Below are 15,296 nucleotides of genomic sequence, written 5' to 3'. Positions count from 1 at the left end.
CCGCGCGGGACCTGTGTCCGCGCGGGGCGATCTGCATTCGGGCCTAGTGCGCGTGCCCGGCATGCCCGGACGCGGCGGGGGCCACGACCTCGAGTTCCGCCGCCGGCGTCTTCAGCTCATGCAGGCTCTGCCCCTCGGCCGGCACCTGCGTCCACGCCGCGCTCCCGTCCTCGCATTCCTGCAGCACCGGGAAATACAGCTTGCCCGCCTGCTCGGGCAGCTTCATCAGCATCACGAACTCATCGAAATGCGCGTCGGCCAGCGAGCCGCCGAACCAGCGCACCGTGCGCACGTCCTCGGTCACGGTCTTGCCGTGGGAGCTGCGGGGCCTGGCCAGCGCGGCGCGCTTGATCTCTAGCTGCCAGCCTGCCTTGGGCTGCGGGTGCGCGCCCTGCACGCTCTCGGGAATGGTCACCGTGATGGCCCTTGTCGCGCTGCCGTTGCAGCCATGGCCCACCATCAGCGCGCCCTTGAAATAGCTGCCGGCGGCAGCGCTCTTCTGCTCGAACACGATATGGGCGAAGGCGGGGGAGGCCGCGCTCGCGGCGAGCGCGGCAAGCACGACGGCAGCTGCGGGCAACAGGCGGGATGCGGTCATCTGGTTCTCCTTGGAAGCGCAACAGTCTAGCGCCAATGGTACGCCCCGCCCCTGCGGCGCCGGGACGCAGGGCCCCGCGAGGCAGGTTGCACCATGTGTGGGAATTGTCTGACGAGGCTTTCGGAGCCGCACGCCTGCTTGCGGGCGGTGCCGCTGCGTAATCTTGTTCATACGGTGTGGGCAAGAGCGGACCGCCGGCGGCCAGAGCCAGCGGCAGGACGCCATCCACGATATCCCGCCACTGAAAAGGAGCATGACATGATGAAGAAATGGCTGATTGCAGTAGCGTGTTCGATGATGGTTGCAGCCCCGGCTGGCTACGCGCTGGCACAGGGTGCGCCGGGATCGAAGGCTGACTACGACGCCGCCGTGAAGACGGCAAATGCCAACTACAAGGCCGCGCGGGCCCAGTGCGACAGCCTCAGGGACAACGCCAAGGACGTGTGCGTGAAGGAAGCCAAGCGCGACCAGGACGTTGCCAAGGCCAACGCCGAAGCCACGCGCGACGGCACCGCCAAGGCGCGCGCCAAGGCCGAGAAGACCAAGGCCGACAGCGACTACGACGTCGCCAAGGAAAAGTGCGACGACCAGAAGGGCAACAACAAGGACGTATGCGTGAAGGAAGCCAAGGCCGCGCACGAGCAGGCCCTGGGCGTGGCCAAGGTCGACAAGGCCGCCGCCACCGGCACCAGCACCGACGTGGCCGAAGCGCGCCGCGATGCCAAGAAGGACACCGTGGACGCCTCCTACAAGGCCGACAAGGAAAAGTGCGATGCCATGTCGGGCGATGCCAAGGACAGGTGCCAGGCCAACGTGAAGACCAAGTACGCCAAGTAAGCGTGAATCAAGCGTGAAAGGTGACCGGCCCGCGCCCGCGGGCCGGTCACGCGGATCGGGCCTGTCCGGAGCGATCCGCGACGATGCGCAAGGTACGCGTATCCACTGCATATCCACTGCATCCACGACCACATCCACGACCAAGGAGCACACATGAACTGGGATCAGATCGAAGGCAAGTGGGACCAGGCCAAGGGCAAGATCAAGGAAAAGTGGGGCGAGCTCACCGACGACGACCTCACGCGGATCCACGGCAAGCGTGACCAGCTTGCCGGCCGCATCCAGGAACGGTACGGATATACCAAGGAACGTGTCGAGGAAGAAATGAAGGCATGGGAGCGTGACACGCGCTGGTAAGGACGGTAAGCATTGGTAAGCGCACTGGCACGCACTGCCATGTGATGCCAAAGTGGCGGCCGGCTCGATCGAACGATCGCAGCCGGCCGGTTGCCGCCCCCGCCGCACTCCCGCCCGGATATCCGCCGGCGGGCTTTCCCACGATGCGTGTGGCGATGCGGGCAGCGTCCATGGCCTCTGCGCCGGCCCGCCCAAGGGCCGCATGCCACTGCTGCAGGCCGGTCTTCATCAACCAGAGAAATCCACCAGGCAGGAGGACCGAAATGAAACGCGAGCTACTGTCCTACTTCGCAGTGCTGGGCGGCATCGCTGCCGCGACCCTGTTCCTGTGCGCACGTCCCGATGCCGCGCCGGCCCCCCGCGCGGCGGCGCAGCCCGCGGCGCTGCGGCACGCCGTCATGGCACGCGCCGAGGCAACGCCGCCGGCCGCCGAACTGGCGGTGCAGGCCGGGGACCTCGGCTCGCGCGCCGACCGCCATGCCAGCGACGCGCTGCGCCTGGCGCAGCAGCCGGCGCGGGACGAAGACCTCGAGTGGGATTACGTGCAGCTGCGCCTGTGAGCGCAGCGGGCGCACCGCCAGGGATTCCCGGCGGCGCGCCCGCGCCACGCTAGCGCGAGACGGGCCGCTTGCCCAGCTTGCGCTGCAAGGTGCGCCGGTGCATGTTGAGCGCGCGCGCGGTGGCCGAGATATTGCCGTCGTGCTCGGCCAGCACGCGCTGGATATGCTCCCACTCCAGGCGCGCCACCGATAGCGGCACGGGCTCTTCCATGGCGGCTTCGGCCGCGTCCTCCGATACCCCCGCCATCAGCGCGGTCAGGATCGAATCCACATTGGCCGGCTTGGCCAGGTACTCGTCGGCGCCATGCTTGACCGCCGCCACCGCGGTGGCGATGCTGGCGTAGCCCGTCAGCACCAGGATCCGCGCATCGGGCAGCGCAGCCCGCAGCGGGCCGACCAGGTGCAGGCCCGATTCCGCCGGCGCGGTGCTGCCGGCCTCGGGCGGCGCGCTCAGGTGCAGGTCCAGGGTGATGTAGGCGAACGGCGTCTGCGCGGCCAGCGCCAGCGCCTGCTCGCGGTTGTGCGCGATCTGCACCGCATAGCCGCGGCGGGTCAGCGCGCGCGCCAGCGCGCCGGCGAACACGGCATCGTCGTCGACGACCAGGAAGGGCGCGGCATTGCCGGGACCGGTCGGCTCGGCGGCGGCGGAATCGTGGGAAGCGTCGGTCATGGCTGGGTCGTTGTCATGGGTGAGGCAATCGGAGGGACATCCTGCGGCGCGGCGGCCGGCTCGGGCAAGTGCAGCTCGGCTACGGTGCCGCCCTGGTGATGGTCGTGCCAGGCCAGCCAGCCGCCCATCTGCAGCGCTGCGCTCTGCGCCAGGTAGGCGCCGATGCCCTGGCCGCCGTGCATGCTGGTCATCGGTGCTTCGCCCAGCCGCGCGCGCTGCGCGGGCGGGATGCCGAGGCCACGGTCGGTGACGCGGAAGGTCAGCGTGGGCTGCTCGCCCTCGTCTTCCAGCGCAATGGCCAGCCGCAGCGGCACCTGCTCGTGGCCGGCGGCCAGCTGGCTGCGCGCGGCGTTGTCCAGCAGGATGGTCAGGATCTGGCCGACGCGGGCGGCTTCCACCGGCTGCGCGGCAGCCTCGCCGACGACGCTGGCCTCCAGGCGCGCGTGCGGGTGGCGCAGCTGCCAGCGCTCCACGAAGCCGTCCAGCCATGCGTCCACGCGCTGGGGCGCGGCGGTCTCGTGGTCGTCGCGCAGGCGCGCCAGGATCGACTTGCACAGCTCGAGCTGCTGCTCCATGGTCTGCAGGTCGGGCAGGTAGGCGCCGATCCGGGTGACGCCGAGCCGGGCGTCCGCGGCATCGGCGCGCAGCTCGCCCGCGATCACGGCCAGCGTGGCCAGCGGCGTGCCGATCTCGTGGGCCACCGCCGCGGCCTGGTCGTTGAGCGCCTCGATGCGCGCGTCGCGCAGCAACTGCTCGCGCGCAAGGTTCAGCTCGGCATCGCGCTGGCGCAGCACGTTGGACAGGCGCGCCACGAACACCGCGATCATGGTCGCGCTGACCACGAAATTGAGCCACATTCCGGCCAGGTGATAGTTGATGGCGTTGTCCGGGTTGTACAGGTTCAGCGGCACGTACTCGACCAGCATCAGGCTGTAACAGGCCATCGCGTAGAAGGCCAGCACCACCACGTGGCGCCACGGCAGGATGGCCGCGGCGATGGCCAGTCCGGGCAGGTAGAAGGAGACGAAGGGGTTGGTCGCGCCACCGGTGAAGAACAGCGCGGCCGACAGCGCGGTCAGGTCGACCAGCAACTGCCCCATCAGCTCGGCGTCGCCGGGCCGCGCGCCGCGCCCGCGCTGCTGGCGCAGGCGCAGGCCGGTCAGCAGGTTGAACAGCGTCTGCAGCGTGAGGATGGCCAGCAGCGGGCTGTAGGGCAGGATCACGCCTGCCACCGCCTCGCACGACACCAGCAGCAGGGCCTGGCCGCCCAGCAGGGCCCAGCGCAGCCAGAACAGGCGGCGCAGGCTCACCAGGTTGTGGCGCAGGGGGCCGGGTCGGGGAGTGGCCGGGCCGGTCGGCACGGCGGCAGTGGATTCCATGCCGCGAGTTTAACAACGACGCAGGGCCGGCCTGCGCTGTGCGACACCTTGCCGCATTGGCCCGCTGCGGGCCCGCTGCCAGACTGCCCGGTTACGTGCCGCCATCGTCGCCATCGCCATCGCCATCGCCATCGCCGCGGGCATGGTCTAATGATCCGTTTGCAGTCCAATACCCGTTCAGTGGAGATGATTCCCATGCAAGCCAGATTCCTCGCGGCCGTGCCCGCCGCCCTGCTCGCCGCGCTGTGCTCGGGCGCGGCCTTCGCGCAGGTCGATGTCAGCAACGCCTGGGCGCGCGGCACGGTGCCCGCGCAAACCGCCACCGGCGTTTTCATGACCTTGCATGCGCACGAGCCGGCCAAGCTGGTCGGCGTGAGCACGCCGGCCGCGGCCACCGCCGAAGTCCATGAGATGAAGATGGACGGCAATGTGATGCGCATGCGCGCGGTGGGGGCGCTGGACCTGCCCCGCATGCAGGACGTGGAACTCAAGCCGGGTGGCTACCACGTGATGCTGATGGGCCTCAAGGCGCCGCTGAAGAAGGGCGATACCGTGCCGCTGACGCTCAAGATCGAGCAGGGCGGCAAGGTCATCGAGCAGAAGGTCGACGCCGAAGTGCGCGACCTGGCTGCAGGCGCCCCCGCCGCCGGTGCGCACGCCGAGCACAAGCACTGAGGCCTGGCGCCCGGGGGGCCGGGCGCCGCGGCGTCAGCGCCGCAGGCTGATGGCGTCGCCAGGCTCATCGCCGGCCGCGACCGCCGTCACCCGCTCGCGCAGCCAGGTATGGCCGGGATCGGCCTCGGTGCGGTCATGCCAGATCAGGGTAAAGGCAAAGCCCGGGAGCGCGAAGGGCGGTTCGAACACCGCGAAGCGCGCATCTTCCTCGAAGGCGGCCAGGCTGCGGCGCGCCGTGGTCAGGACCAGGTTGGTGCCGGCAATCAGCGCCGGCGCCACGCTCCAGTGAGGCAGCACGCAAGCGATCTTGCGCCGCCCGCCGATCTTGGCCACGGCGGCGTCGATGGCGTCCACGCGCTCGCTGTGGGTTGCCACCAGCACATGCGAGCGGGCCAGGTAAGCCACCTGGTCCAGCTTGCCCGGGCCGCGCACCGTCGCCGCATCCACCATGCAGGCATAAGACTCATCGAACAGCGCCGCGCCGCGCACGCCTTCGGGCAGTTGCTCGAACACGCCCAGCGCCAGGTCGATCTCGCCGTCCGCCACCTTGGCCACCATGCTTTCGCGGCTGGCCTGGGTGACGACCAGGTCGATGCCGGGCGCGGCCTTGCGCACCGCGCGCAGCAGCCCGGGCAGCAGCGCCATCGCACCGTAGTCGGACATTGCCAGGCGGAAGCTGCGGCGCGCCGTGGCCGGCTGGAAACCCGACGGCCCCAGCAGGATGCGCACCTGCGCCAGCGCCTCGGCCAGCGGCCCGGCCAGTTCGTGGGCGCGCGCGCTGGGCACCAGTCCGCCCTGGCCGCGCACCAGCAGCGGATCGTCCAGCAACTGGCGCAGGCGGCCCAGCGCATGGCTGACGGCCGGCTGGCTCAGGTGCAGCCGCAGGGCGGCGCGGGAAATATGTCGTTCGGCCAGCAGGGCTTCCAGCACCACCAGCAGGTTCAGGTCGATTGCACGTAGATCATTCATGGGGCGAATATTAACCGTATGAATCGAGAATTGGAAATTCGCCGTGCAATATTTCACACTGAGACATCGAATCGAAGCCGAGGGAGAGATGCGATGTCCAGTCTCAATGCCGTGCCGCCGCTAGCCGCCGGCCTGTTTCCTGTCCTGGTGGCCGTGGCCGCCGGGGCGGTCATCCCGTTCCAGGCCGGCGCCAATGCGATGCTGGGCCGCAGCCTCGGACATCCGCTGTGGGCGACCGTGGCCTCGCTGCTGGTCAGCCTGGCGGTGGTGCTGCCGGTGCTGCCTTGCTCAAGGCGCCCTTGCCGGCGCTGGCGCCCGCCGCGCGCGGCCCGGCCTGGATGTGGGCCGGCGGCGTGGCGGGGGTGTTCTATATCACGGCGGCGCTGATCCTGGCGCCGCGCCTGGGCGCGGGGGGCTTTCTCGCCGCCGTGGTGGCGGGGCAGATGGTGGCGGCGCTGGTGATGGACCAGTTCGGGGTGGCCGGCTTCGCCGTGCGCGCGCTCACACCGGGGCGGGCCGCCGGCGCGCTGCTGGTGGTGCTGGGGATGGCGCTGATGCAGTATGCGGGCAGCCCGGCCGCCGACCGCGTGACGCAGCCGGCCGGCTGATCAGCCGGCGTCGGCGGCTTTGCGGCGCCGGGCCAGGCAATCCGGGCACAGGCAATGGTGGCCGGGCACGATGCGCCGTGCCGGCAGCAGTGGCTCGCTGGCGCACCAGCACTGCGGCAGGCCGGCCGCGTAGCCGCACACGAAGCTCGCACCGCAGGCGCTGCAGTGCTCGACCGGGCGCAACTGGCCGGTGAGCACGGTGGCGGGGTCGCTCATGGCCGGGAGCCCGGCTCGTCGGGCTCGTCCTCGCGGCCCAGCCGGCTCATGGCGGTGCGCATCAGGCGCATCTGCGCCGAAAAATTGGTGCAGGCGTCGCAAATGGCAAGGTGAGCCCGCATGCGCACGCGCTCGATCCAGCTCAGCGGGCGGTCCATGCCTTCCATCGTCAGGCGGTGGATTTCGCGGCAGTTCGGCAGCAGGGGATCGCGGGGTGGCGTATCTGGCATCTCAGTCTCGGTCGGTCAGGCCTTGTGCCCGAACCAGTTCAGCTCCAGGCATTCGCGCAGGCGCATGCGGGCACGGTAGAGCATGACCCAGGCATTGGTCGTGGTGATGCCCAGTTCCTGACAGATTTCCTCGGTTTCCAGCTCCAGCCATTCCCGCATCATGAAGATGCGGCCGATTTTGGCCGGCAGCTTGTCGACGCACAGCTGCAGGATCTCGAAGAACTCGCGCCGCTCCAGTGTGCGGTCCGGGTTGCCCCAGTCGGAGGGCGGCGTGTGATAGTGGCCATTCTTGGTGAACAGGGCGTCCATGGCGTCGACGTCCGACTGCGCTTCGCCATCGTCGTCGCCGCCAAGCGCCAGGCGCACCTCGCGCCGGCCGCTGCGCAGGGTGTCGATGATCTTGTGCTTGAGGATGCCGATCAGGTAGGTCTTGAGCGCCGACTGGCCGGAAAAGCGCTCGGGGTGCTCGAGCGCGGCCACCAGGGTGTCGGACACGGTATCCTCGGCCAGTGCCTCGTCGCGCAGCTGCAGGCGCGCGAAGCGCAGCAGGTGGGGACGCAGGGCATTGAGTTCGTCSGGGTGCAGGCTCATGGTTGTCTTGCCGCTGTTCTTGTGTGGCGTGGTGCTCGCGCGGCCGTCGGACTGTTGCGCAGAGGGAACGCCATGGTGCACCGCAGGACGCATGCACCGGCCTTGCACCCCCGCAGTGCCCCCGTTGGTTCGCGTGCGCCCCGGTTTCTTGTAAAATCGGCGCCTGCCGCGGCCGGAGGTGGCTTGTTCGGGGCAAAAAGCCCGGAAACACTTGCCTGCCGCAGGTCAGAATCGCCATGATACCTGTTGAATCTCACGGATGTCCCTTGCCATGAACGCCGACACCCCTGGGCCTGCCGCAACCGCGGTGGCCGCCATTGCCCCAGCCCTCAAGGCCGAAATCCTCGCCGAGGCGCTGCCCTATATCCGTAAGTTTCACGGCAAGACCATCGTGGTCAAGTACGGCGGCAACGCCATGACCGAGGAAAAGCTCAAGCACGGCTTCGCGCGCGACGTGATCCTGCTCAAGCTGGTCGGCATGAACCCCGTGGTGGTCCACGGCGGTGGCCCGCAGATCGACGAGGCCCTGAAGAAGGTCGGCAAGGTCGGCACATTCATCCAGGGCATGCGCGTCACCGACGAAGAGACCATGGAAGTGGTCGAATGGGTGCTGGGCGGCGAAGTCCAGCAGGACATCGTCATGCTGATCAACCAGTACGGCGGCCAGGCCGTGGGCCTGACSGGCAAGGACGGCGGCCTGATCCGCGCCAAGCGCCTGAAGATGCCGGACCGCGAGAACCCGGGTGCCTTCATCGACATCGGCTACGTGGGCGATATCGAGGCCATCAACCCGGCCGTGGTCAAGGCGCTGCAGGACGACGCCTTCATCCCGGTGATCTCGCCGATCGGTTTCTCCGACGACGGCCAGGCCTACAACATCAACGCSGACGTGGTGGCTGGCAAGATGGCCGAGATCCTCAAGGCCGAGAAGCTGGTCATGATGACCAACATCCCGGGCGTGATGGACAAGGCCGGCAACCTGCTGACCGACCTGTCGGCGCGCGAGATCGAGGAACTGTTCGCGGACGGCACCATCTCCGGCGGCATGCTGCCGAAGATCTCGTCGGCGTTGGACGCGGCCAAGAGCGGCGTCAATTCGGTGCACATCGTCGACGGCCGCATCGAACACTCGCTGCTGCTCGAAATCCTGACCGAACAGGCGTTCGGCACCATGATCCGCTCGCACTAGAGCGGCGTCCCCAGGCAGCGCGCGCCGCGCGCTGCCAACCCGGTCTCTCTCTCCTTCCCGCGTGCCAACACCAACACCGCCCCCGCGCCGAAGCCTGCGCGGTGCGCGCCGACGCCGCCCCGCGGGCGACAATTCCGGCCGCACCGTCTGGTTGTTCGACCTCGACAACACGCTGCACGACGCCTCGCACGCGATCTTTCCCGCCATCAACCAGTTAATGACGGCGTACGTGGCGCGCGTGATCGGCTGCGACGAGGCCACCGCCAGCGAGGTGCGCGTAAAGTACTGGCAGCGCTACGGTGCCACGCTGCTCGGCATGATCCGCCACCATGGCGTGGACCCGGCCGACTTCCTGCGCGCCGCGCACGACTTCCCGGAACTGGCGCAGATGGTGCGCGTGCGGCGCGGCCTGGTCGCGCACCTGCGCCGGCTGCCCGGGCGCAAGATCCTGGTGACCAATGCACCTGCCGAATACGCGCGCGCGGTGATGCGCGTGGCCGGCATCCGGCACTGCTTCGAGCGCGTGGTCGCGGTCGAGGACATGTGGGTGCACGGCCACCTGCGGCCCAAGCCGGACCGCCGCATGCTGCGCCGGCTGCTGGCCCAGGAGGGCGTGGCGCCGCACCGCGCGGTGCTGGTGGAAGACACGCTGTCCCATCTCAAGCGCTACGCCGGCACGGGCATCCGCACCGCATGGGTGACGGGCTACCTGCGCACGCTGGCGCCGTCGCGCCCCCATGATGTGCCGCTGCCGGCGGGCGCCGCGGTGGCGGGCGCGAGCGGCGATGCCGTGCTGCGCAGCACGCTGGATGCCGAGGACCGCCGGCACGCCGGCCATGCCGCGCAGGAGCGCAGCGTGACGCTGGTGGCGGCCGAGACGCAGGACCCGCCGGCCGCCTCCGTGGCGGGCACGAGCGCGCCGCAGGCGCAGCCGGCTTCGCTGCCGCGCGTGCGCGCGCGCATCGTAAATCGTCCCGGCTATGTGAACGTAAAAGTACAATCCATGCATCAACTCAAACAAAGAATGCGGGGAATCGGGTCATGATGCAGAGCAACGGGCGCCCGTCGGGCGCCGCTTCGAGCGCCGCTCCGGGCGCCTCCGCAGTCGCCGGCGGGCCAGGCGCGGGCGCCGACGGGGCGCCGGCACGCAAGCGCCCGCGTCCGGGCGAGCGGCGGGTGCAGATCCTGCAGACACTGGCCGGCATGCTGGAAGTGCCGCGCGGCGAGAAGATCACCACCGCGGCGCTGGCCGCCAAGCTTAGCGTCTCCGAGGCGGCGCTGTACCGCCACTTCGCCAGCAAGGCGCAGATGTTCGAAGGCCTGATCGGCTTTATCGAGCAGACCGTGTTCGGCCTGATCAACCAGATCACCACGCAGGAAGAGCACGGCCTGCGCCAGGCGCACGCCATCGTGCGCATGCTGCTTTCCTTCGCCGAGAAGAATCCCGGCATGACGCGCGTGCTGACCGGCGAGGCCCTGGTTGGCGAGCACGATCGCCTGCAGGAACGCATCAACCAGGTGGTCGACCGCATCGAAGCCTCGCTGCGGCAGTGCCTGAAGGTCGCCATCAGCCAGGGCGCTTTCCCGGCGGACGCCGACGTATCGGTGCGCGCCGCGCTGATCATGGCCGCCGTGCAGGGCCACTGGCACCGCTACGCCAAGAGCGGCTTCCGCAAGCTGCCGAGCGAGAACGCCGAAGCGCAGCTGCGCGTGCTGCTGGGCTGAGCCGCCTGCGGCTTCCCGTTTTTCCCGCCGCATCTTCCTGCATCTTCCTGCATCTTCAGGCACCTGGGCACCTGGATGCCCCGCACTCATTCCACGAGTGCGGGCGCGCCATGCCGCGCGCGCCCGGCCCGCTCCAGCCAGCGCCGCAGGCTGGCGCCGAGCGTACCGGCGGCGAGCAGCGGCAGGCCGATCCACAGGCATTCGAGCCAGAAGCGCGCAGCGCCGAACAGACCCGGCGGCGACAGCGGCAGCGGCCGCCAGGGCAGAGTCACGCGCTGGCTCGTGAGCGGGAAGAACAGCGCGGCGCCGATGCCGCGGTCCATGAGCAGGTCCAGCATGGGGTGCGACACGGCGCTTGCCGCCACGAACAGGAATGAGATTCCGCGCCGCCAGCCGCAGCGCCGCGCCGCCAGCGCGGCCAGCAGGCCGAGCGCCAGCGCGAAACCGATCGAGTGCGTCAGGCCGCGGTGGCCGAACACCGTGTCGTAGCGCACGCCGGCATACCAGACGTTGAGCATGTCCAGGTCCGGCAGCACGCTCGCGGCGACGCCCGCGAGCAGCAGGCCGGCCGGCACGCGGCGCGTGCCGAGGCCGGCCGCCAGGGCCAGCGGCGGGGCGCAATGCAGATAGGTGGGCATGGCATGGTCTCCTTGCTCAGGCTTGCCCGGCGGGTGCTTCGGCGGGGGCCTCGGGCTTGTCGCGCAACGGCTGCCAGGCCGCGCCGGCCGCGTACCAGTCGATGCGGCGGGTCAGCACCATGATGGCCGCCAGGATCACGAACAGCAGCAGCGAACCGAGCATCAGCGCATTGTCCTCCGACAGCAGCAGCCCGTAGAGCGCGCCGTACAGCACGGTCAGGAGCACCGCGAACGCCAGCCCGCGCCGCCAGCTCTGCAGCACGAAGGACAGGTAGAAACCGAGCAGCCCGATGCAGGCGGTGCTGGCGGCCAGGTAGGCCAGCGCGAAGGCGATATGCTCGGACAGGCTCAGCAGCAGCAGGAAGAACACCGCCAGCGCCAGGCCCACCAGCAGGTACTGGATCGGATGGATGCGCAGGCGCTTGACCAGCTCGAACATGAAGAAGCCGGCAAAGGTCAGCAGCACGAACAGCGAGCCGTACTTTACCGCGCGCTCGACTTGCAGGTAGACGTTGACCGGCTCGATCAGCGTCACCGAGACCGTCTCCAGCATGCCGTCGCCGGAGCCGGCGAGCTGGTTGCGCACGCGCGTGTTGTACGCGGTCACGCTCCAGTTGCTGCGAAAGCCCCCGGCGTCCACGCTGCGCGTGCGCGGCAGGAAGGTGCCGTCGAAGCTCGGGTGCGGCCACGCCGACGCCAGCGAGATATCGTTCTGGTCGGCCACCGGCGCGAAGGCCAGCGACTGCGCGCCCAGCAGCGGCAGCGTCAGCGAGAACGGGACCACGCGCCGCGTGCCGGTCGCGCCGGTTGCGCCGTCGAGGCTGGAGGCGGTCCTGGCCGCGATCTCCGGCGCAGGCTTGGGCGCGGGCAGGTCGATATCGGCGTGCAGGCCCTGCGGCAGGTTCTTCAGCCCCGCGCCTTGTTCGAGCTTGAGGCGCTTGCCGTCGAGCTCGAGCGTGGGCGTCGCCATCAGCCCGCGGGTGTCGCCGAGGCCGATCGCCACGAACGGCTGTCCCGGCTCGAAGCTCACATGCCCCGCCGAGCGCGGCAGCTCGCCGGCATCGGGCAGGGCGATGGTGCCTTGCCAGCGGCTCTGCAGCTCGTACACCAGCACCTTGTGGATGCCGCGGTAGCGCTCGTTCGGCGTGATGTCGCCGCTCACGCGCAGCGTGGCGGGGAACACCAGCATCTGCTTTTCCTCCGCCTGCAGCACGGTGGCATTGGGCTGCTTGGGGTCGCTACGGTCCGCCACGCGCGTGACTTCCTTGTACGGCAGCACCAGCACCGGGCCGGTCAGGGTTTGCGGGCCGGCGTAGCTCTGCCAGACGCTGCGCACCGCCTGGTCGCGGTATTGCCTGCGGTCCTGCACGGTGTTGTCGACCAGGTGCAGGGGAATCAGGATCAGCAGCACCAGCAGGGCGGTGATGGCGGACTTGAAGAACAGGATGCGGTTCATGGCGGCAAGCGCGAGAGTCAGGATGACGCCAAGCTTAGGACCGCCGTGTGAGGTGCCGAGGAAGCCTGTGTGAAGCGAGTGTGTGGCGAATGTGGCGGTGCCGCGGGCGCGCCCGCCGTGCTATGCCGCCGGCAAGGTCAGCGTGGCACAGGCCCCGCCTTGCGCGCGGTTGGCCAGTGCGATCCCGCCGTGGTGCAGCGTGGCGATCTCGCGCACGAAGCACAGGCCCAGCCCGGTGCTCTTGTCCTGCCCGCCGGGGCGCGGCAGCGAGTAGAACCGCTCGAACAGGCGCGGCAGCGCATAGTCCGGGATGCCCGGGCCCTGGTCGGCCACGTGCACGGCGACGGTGTCGCCGGTCTGCTCCACCGACACGGCCACGGTGCTCTGCGCGGGGGCGAAGTCGAGTGCGTTCTCCAGCAGGTTGGCCAGTGCCTGGTGCAGCAGGAACGGATCGCCCTCCACGACCGCATCGGACTGTGCGGGCAGCAGGTGCAGCGACAGTTCGCGCTGGCGCGCGCGTGGCTCCAGCTCCAGCAGCAGTTGCCCGATCAGCGGCAGCAGCGCCACGCGCTCGCGCGTCTCCAGGCGCTGGCATTGTTCCAGCGCGGCCAGCGCCAGCAGTTTGCGGATCATCTGCTCGAGGCGCTGGGCCTGGCGGCGGATATTGGCGACGAAGCGGCCGCGGTCCGCCGCGCTCATGTCCTCCTGCAACAATTCGGCCGCGCCGCTGATGGCCGCCAGCGGGCTCTTCATCTCGTGCGTGAGGGTGTGGATGTAGTGCTCGACGTACTGCTTGTCCTCCAGCCGCAGGCGCATGCTTTCCACCGAGCGGCCGAGCTCGGCCAGCTCGCTGGCGCCGCGCAGCGGCATCTCGGCGCGCTCGCCCGCGGCCACCGAACGCGCGTATCGCTGCAGGCGGCGCAGGCCGTGCACCAGCCACAGCGTGCAGGCCAGGCCGATGACGAAGGCGCCGCCCATCAGCAACAGGCCGTTGAGCAGGATCTTGCGCTGGCTGCGCTCGATGAACGGCGCCATGGTGACGTTCGGCTTGGCCACCGTCAGCACGCCGATGATCTTGTCGCCGTCGCGGATCGGCGCGGCCACGTGCATGACCGTGCTGGCGTCGTCGTCCGGGTTGGCGCGCGTGCTGCGCGCACCGTATTCGCCGCGCAAGGTGCGGTAGACATCGTTCCAGCGCGAGTAGTCCGCGCCCACGGCGGCATCGCCGGAATCGAAACGCACGATGCCGCCGGCGTCCGTGATGTAGATGCGATAGCCCACCGCGTCCTTGTGCATGCCCCACACGTTGGCGTCGACCTTGTCCTCGCGCAGGCGCGCCATGCGCCGAGCGAAGGCCCCGTCGGCGATGTGGCCGCTCTTCATGTCGTCGGCGGCCAGCACTGCGAGCACGTGCGCGGTGTCGACCAGCGTGTCCTCCATGGCCTGCCGCACGCCCGGCTTGACCTCCTGCACGAACACGCGCAGCGTGAGAAAGGCCGCCAGCCCGACGATCAGGAAGAAGCCGAAGAAGATGCGAAGGCCGATATGCATGCGTGGCGGTCAGTGCAGGGTGAACGGGGGGAGGCGCTCAGCCTTCGAGCGAATAGCCCATGCCGCGATGTGTGCGGATCGGGTCGCAGCCGGAGTCGAGCGCGCGCAGCTTGGCGCGCACGGTCTTGACGTGGGTGTCGACGGTGCGGTCGCTGGTGTCGGCGGCGTCGTGCCAGACCAGCTCCATGAGCTGCGCGCGCGAATAGATGCGGCCCGGGTGTCCGAGCATCAGTGCCAGCAGCCGGTATTCGTAACGCGTCAGGTCCAGCCACTGGCCGCGCCAGGCCAGGCGCGCGCCGTCGGCGTCGAGCGTGAAGCCATCGGGCCGGGCGTTGGCGGGCGGCAGTGGCGCGACGGGTTGCGCCGACAAGCGCGTGCCGGCGCGGCGCAGGATCACCCGCACCCGTGCGGCCAGCTCGCGCGGCGAGAAGGGCTTCACCACGTAGTCGTCGGCGCCGATCTCCAGGCCGACGATGCGGTCGATTTCCTCGTTGCGCGCGGTCAGGAAGATCACCGGCACGTCGGAGAAGGTGCGCAGCGTGCGGCAGACCTCGAAGCCGTTGATGTCCGGCAGGCCCACGTCCAGGATCACCAGGTCGGGCACCTGCGCGCGCAGCCGCTCCAGCGCGGCGCCGCCGAGCGCGCAGTGGGCGACCGTCATGCCGTCGGTGGACAGCGCATAGAGGATGGTGTCCGCGATCGCGGCTTCGTCTTCGATGACCAGGATACTGGGCGGGTTCGTCAAGGCAAGGCTCGTTGGCAGTAGGGGCAGGCAGCGGTGCGGCCGGTTTGCTCTATAATAAGCGGGTCGCGCCGATTTGATGACTGGCTTGCGGGCGCGCGGCAGCCTCGGGCTCCATTGCACATGCGTGCGGGAGCGTCGCGGCGGCCAATATAAATGCGGCTAAAGAGGTTGGGTCGGTACCCTGCCACGCAAGGCACCGACGCGCGGGAAACAAGACCCGCGCAAAACCCGATTGGCTGCGCCGCCGTTCATGCAAAGAGCAATTCAAGCTGCATGCAACGGCCACGCAAATGCCGGTCGGG

General features: G+C 69.5%; 18 protein-coding genes and 1 pseudogene. 8 read left to right on the top strand and 11 right to left on the bottom strand.

Features of this window, described 5'->3' with window-relative positions; translation table 11 throughout:
• Nucleotides 1-43: 43 nt before the first annotated feature.
• A complete protein-coding gene (locus AC1DK4_RS04635) occupies nt 44-598 on the bottom strand; it encodes a YcnI family copper-binding membrane protein (RefSeq protein ID WP_441617449.1) in 555 nt (184 codons plus the stop codon).
• A gap of 258 nt (nt 599-856) precedes the next feature.
• Between AC1DK4_RS04635 and AC1DK4_RS04630 the strand changes: the two genes are divergently transcribed.
• The 3 genes from AC1DK4_RS04630 (at nt 857) to AC1DK4_RS04620 (ending at nt 2,352) form a co-directional block, all read left to right on the top strand.
• Entirely contained in the window at nt 857-1,435 is a 579-nt protein-coding gene (locus AC1DK4_RS04630; RefSeq protein ID WP_441617451.1) for a hypothetical protein, read from the top strand.
• Nucleotides 1,436-1,588: 153 nt separating this feature from the next.
• A complete protein-coding gene (locus AC1DK4_RS04625) occupies nt 1,589-1,792 on the top strand; it encodes a CsbD family protein (protein WP_441617453.1) in 204 nt (67 codons plus the stop codon).
• A gap of 263 nt (nt 1,793-2,055) precedes the next feature.
• Nucleotides 2,056-2,352, top strand: coding sequence for a hypothetical protein (locus AC1DK4_RS04620; RefSeq protein ID WP_477116317.1), 297 nt, complete (start codon nt 2,056-2,058; stop codon nt 2,350-2,352).
• A 49-nt stretch (nt 2,353-2,401) separates the two neighbouring features.
• Here AC1DK4_RS04620 and AC1DK4_RS04615 read toward each other — a convergent pair whose 3' ends face one another.
• The gene (locus AC1DK4_RS04615; RefSeq protein WP_441617457.1) at nt 2,402-3,022 is read right to left on the bottom strand and encodes a response regulator transcription factor; all 621 of its coding nucleotides are present in this window, start codon (nt 3,020-3,022) and stop codon (nt 2,402-2,404) included.
• Nucleotides 3,019-4,401 carry an ATP-binding protein gene (locus tag AC1DK4_RS04610; RefSeq protein ID WP_441650133.1) on the bottom strand — a complete coding sequence of 461 codons (1,383 nt, stop codon included), beginning with the start codon at nt 4,399-4,401 and terminating at the stop codon, nt 3,019-3,021. The genes AC1DK4_RS04615 and AC1DK4_RS04610 overlap by 4 nt, the downstream gene beginning before the upstream one ends.
• Nucleotides 4,402-4,596: 195 nt before the next feature.
• On the opposite strand from AC1DK4_RS04610, the gene AC1DK4_RS04605 reads away from it, so the two are divergent.
• The gene (locus AC1DK4_RS04605; protein ID WP_441617461.1) at nt 4,597-5,076 is read left to right on the top strand and encodes a copper chaperone PCu(A)C; all 480 of its coding nucleotides are present in this window, start codon (nt 4,597-4,599) and stop codon (nt 5,074-5,076) included.
• 33 nt (nt 5,077-5,109) lie between these two features.
• Here AC1DK4_RS04605 and AC1DK4_RS04600 read toward each other — a convergent pair whose 3' ends face one another.
• Nucleotides 5,110-6,045, bottom strand: a complete 936-nt coding sequence (locus AC1DK4_RS04600; RefSeq protein WP_441650132.1) for a LysR family transcriptional regulator — start codon at nt 6,043-6,045, stop codon at nt 5,110-5,112.
• Between the two features lie 18 nt (nt 6,046-6,063).
• Between AC1DK4_RS04600 and AC1DK4_RS04595 the strand changes: the two are divergent.
• Nucleotides 6,064-6,653: pseudogene (locus AC1DK4_RS04595) on the top strand (DMT family transporter).
• Here the strand turns inward: AC1DK4_RS04595 and AC1DK4_RS04590 are convergent.
• The 3 genes from AC1DK4_RS04590 to AC1DK4_RS04580 are packed head-to-tail and all read right to left on the bottom strand — an operon-like array spanning nt 6,654 to nt 7,690.
• Nucleotides 6,654-6,869, bottom strand: coding sequence for a cysteine-rich CWC family protein (locus AC1DK4_RS04590; RefSeq protein WP_441650131.1), 216 nt, complete (start codon nt 6,867-6,869; stop codon nt 6,654-6,656).
• Nucleotides 6,866-7,099, bottom strand: coding sequence for a zf-HC2 domain-containing protein (locus tag AC1DK4_RS04585; RefSeq protein ID WP_441617469.1), 234 nt, complete (start codon nt 7,097-7,099; stop codon nt 6,866-6,868). The genes AC1DK4_RS04590 and AC1DK4_RS04585 overlap by 4 nt, the downstream gene beginning before the upstream one ends.
• A gap of 15 nt (nt 7,100-7,114) precedes the next feature.
• The gene (locus tag AC1DK4_RS04580) at nt 7,115-7,690 is read right to left on the bottom strand and encodes a sigma-70 family RNA polymerase sigma factor (RefSeq protein ID WP_441617471.1); all 576 of its coding nucleotides are present in this window, start codon (nt 7,688-7,690) and stop codon (nt 7,115-7,117) included.
• Nucleotides 7,691-7,961: 271 nt separating this feature from the next.
• On the opposite strand from AC1DK4_RS04580, the gene argB reads away from it, so the two are divergent.
• From argB to slmA, 3 genes are all read left to right on the top strand, one after another.
• Nucleotides 7,962-8,879, top strand: a complete 918-nt coding sequence (gene argB, locus AC1DK4_RS04575) for an acetylglutamate kinase (protein ID WP_441617473.1) — start codon at nt 7,962-7,964, stop codon at nt 8,877-8,879.
• 61 nt (nt 8,880-8,940) lie between these two features.
• Complete coding sequence (locus AC1DK4_RS04570; protein ID WP_441617475.1) at nt 8,941-9,924, top strand: pyrimidine 5'-nucleotidase; 984 nt, start codon at nt 8,941-8,943, stop codon at nt 9,922-9,924.
• Nucleotides 9,921-10,604 (top strand): nucleoid occlusion factor SlmA, encoded by a 684-nt coding sequence (gene slmA, locus AC1DK4_RS04565; protein ID WP_441617477.1) that lies wholly within the window; start codon nt 9,921-9,923, stop codon nt 10,602-10,604. Before AC1DK4_RS04570 ends, slmA begins: the two co-directional genes overlap by 4 nt.
• A gap of 86 nt (nt 10,605-10,690) precedes the next feature.
• On the opposite strand, the gene AC1DK4_RS04560 is transcribed toward slmA, so the two are convergent.
• From AC1DK4_RS04560 to creB, 4 genes are all read right to left on the bottom strand, one after another.
• Entirely contained in the window at nt 10,691-11,242 is a 552-nt protein-coding gene (locus AC1DK4_RS04560; RefSeq protein ID WP_477131408.1) for a metal-dependent hydrolase, read from the bottom strand.
• Between the two features lie 16 nt (nt 11,243-11,258).
• Nucleotides 11,259-12,698: a cell envelope integrity protein CreD gene (gene creD, locus AC1DK4_RS04555; RefSeq protein WP_441650129.1), complete on the bottom strand. Its 1,440-nt coding sequence runs from the start codon at nt 12,696-12,698 to the stop codon at nt 11,259-11,261.
• Nucleotides 12,699-12,818: 120 nt separating this feature from the next.
• Nucleotides 12,819-14,249 carry a two-component system sensor histidine kinase CreC gene (gene creC / locus AC1DK4_RS04550; protein ID WP_441650128.1) on the bottom strand — a complete coding sequence of 477 codons (1,431 nt, stop codon included), beginning with the start codon at nt 14,247-14,249 and terminating at the stop codon, nt 12,819-12,821.
• A gap of 37 nt (nt 14,250-14,286) precedes the next feature.
• Nucleotides 14,287-14,994 carry a two-component system response regulator CreB gene (gene creB / locus AC1DK4_RS04545; RefSeq protein ID WP_441650127.1) on the bottom strand — a complete coding sequence of 236 codons (708 nt, stop codon included), beginning with the start codon at nt 14,992-14,994 and terminating at the stop codon, nt 14,287-14,289.
• Nucleotides 14,995-15,296: the final 302 nt, after the last annotated feature.

The sequence above is a fragment of the Cupriavidus sp. 05N38 genome, assembly GCF_056397345.1.
This window is presented reverse-complemented; position numbering and strand designations above follow the sequence as displayed.